The organism is Cetobacterium sp., from assembly GCF_051653945.1.
Classification (GTDB): Bacteria; Fusobacteriota; Fusobacteriia; order Fusobacteriales; family Fusobacteriaceae; genus Cetobacterium_A.
Genome location: NZ_JBOFXD010000113.1, coordinates 1 through 2,268, shown reverse-complemented (window position 1 = coordinate 2,268; position 2,268 = coordinate 1). Strand labels below are relative to the sequence as shown.

The 2,268-nt window shown below is 26.6% G+C and carries 2 protein-coding genes; both read right to left on the bottom strand.

What is annotated here, in order from left to right:
* Positions 1–139: 139 nt before the first annotated feature.
* On the bottom strand, positions 140–865 hold the full coding sequence (locus ACRC8M_RS11815) for a hypothetical protein (protein ID WP_438529316.1): 726 nt from the start codon (positions 863–865) through the stop codon (positions 140–142).
* Complete coding sequence (locus ACRC8M_RS11810) at positions 855–2,201, bottom strand: AAA family ATPase (protein ID WP_438529315.1); 1,347 nt, start codon at positions 2,199–2,201, stop codon at positions 855–857. The genes ACRC8M_RS11815 and ACRC8M_RS11810 overlap by 11 nt, the downstream gene beginning before the upstream one ends.
* Positions 2,202–2,268 lie beyond the last annotated feature (67 nt).

The following is a 2,268-nucleotide window of genomic DNA, read 5'->3' as shown; positions in this document are numbered from 1 at the left end:
TGTACCCTATCAGAATATAGAAAAAACAAAAAATAAATCAAAATAGAAAATATAAGGTTATGGGAGATTTTGTTTAAAAAGCCTAAAATCTTAAATAAAAAGTCAATGCCACTCGTTAAGGAGTAGTCATTGACTTTTTTTAATCTTTCTTTTTCCAGTTATCCACTTTATCTAAAAAGTTATTCATGTTAGAAGCTCTATCTTTATAAGTTTTTATTCCTATGTATGATTTTTCAAAAGTTTCCCATTGCATCAGACTACTATCTCTAAAAACTTTTTCAAAAAAACCATCTATTAAAATGGAATTTTGAGCAAATTCATTTGATAACTTCTCTTTTAATTCATCTGTTAATTTTTCGCTATTTCCAATGGTTACAGCTTCTAAATCCTTAGCGAAGAATATTGTTTCAAATGGAACTCTTGGTATTTTCCTCTCAGAGATATTTTTTTGCTTTTCTTGTCGTCTTTGAACCTGGTTTTGATAAACTTCAATCTCCTTAAAATTGAACATTTTTGATAGGCACTCTTTTTTATTCAATCTAGGTAGAGTTTCTTCAAAAAAACAGTTATCAGTATCTGTTACATAAAAAACATACTCAATATTTTTAGCTTTTATACCAAGATCTTTTACATCTTTTCTGCTTAAATATTCAATTATGATATTTTCAATATATTGATTTACATTATCAGCAGTAACTGTAAAAAGAGTCTTACTATTAGGGATGTTTTCACTTGTTTTATCTCCATAAGTTATTTGGACTGATAATTTTTTTCTATTCTTAAACATCAATTTTGTTATATATGCAGAAAGAGTTTCTTCATCAGAAGGTCCTTCAACAATAAAAAGAACAATTTTAATTGCCATTTTTCAACACCAACCCTTTTACAAAAACATTTAAAGCTGGGATATTTAAGTGAAGAGGTTCGATATTATCTTCACTCCATAAGGCTTGAGAACGTAAATACTTTTGTCTGATGTTAGTACTATTTGAAATTCCTTTCATAAATGTGTAAATAATATCATCATTAGATTCAGTGGCGATTATAATAGAATCTTTACCCAATTTTTCCATAGGTAAAAGATTATGACCTGTGAAAATAAGCTGCCCTTTAGCTAAAGGTGCCATTGTTTCTAGTAACACAGCCAATAGATATTCAAAGATATGAATATCTAGCTCGTCTATAACAATAATAGCTTTTTCATTTTGTATATACACAATTAAAATGGATAAAAGAGATACAAGTTTAATTGTACCAGTGGATTCTAGTGTTAAAGGGATTTTGATACCTTTTTTCACCAGGAACAAGTTGATAGCAGTTCTTTCATCATTTTCATCAACTCCAACAACTTTTTCTTCAAGTATAAACCTAGAATCAGGAATAATAATAGAAAGAAGTTTATCTATATTTTTAGCAGCTCTTTTTAAACAGTCTACATCTTTTTTATTGAAAATATTATCTTGAGTTGAGTAATTTATAGTATCTAAATCTGAACCATCTCCATAATTAATAGGGATAACTAGTGTATCCTTATAAAGAGCTTGTTTTGATAGGGTAACTACAACAATATTTTTAATTAAATTTTCAACTATTTTTAAATTTTCAAGTGAATCTTTTAGGATTTTAAAATTAGGATCCTCTAATTTTTTTTTATCTGTATGTATGAATGAGCTCAAGAAAAAAGTGTTCAAATTACTAAAGTTTTTCAACAGTTGCTTAAAGTTTGATGTATCTAAAAAATCGATTAAAATATTTGAATTTGTTGTATTTGTTCCTCCTATAAAAATCTCTGGTAATAACAGTGTGTCATCATTTTTAATCTTAGCTATATGTTGAAATTTACGTCTAGCTTTAGATTGCTTTTGAGAAAACTCCTCTCTAGAGACAAAAATTCCACCGTTACTATCTTTGACGAACTCCACTAAAACTTTGAAATCAGTGTCATCATGAACAAAAATAGCTTCAATAACCATATTTTGTTTACCTATAGTCATATGCTTTAGAATTTTATCTAAAACCTGGTTATTATTTATATATTTAGAAGTATTACTAAAATATAGTTTTAAAACTTCTAAAGCTTCTACAATAGATGTTTTTCCTGTTCCATTAGGACCATAAATTCCAGATAAATTACTACGGAATTCTATTATACTATTTTTTATATTTTTAAAATTTTCCAATCGGATTTGTTTTACATTCATTTTTATTCTCACCTTCTAAAAATATATTTTATACTAATTTTAACATAATAGTTATATAATAACAATT

Bases quoted from the DNA above. Each gene is read 5' to 3' on its own strand.
- ACRC8M_RS11815 (WP_438529316.1), bottom strand. From the start codon at position 865: ATGGCAATTAAAATTGTTCTTTTTATTGTTGAAGGACCTTCTGATGAA.
- ACRC8M_RS11810 (WP_438529315.1), bottom strand. From the start codon at position 2,201: ATGAATGTAAAACAAATCCGATTGGAAAATTTTAAAAATATAAAAAAT.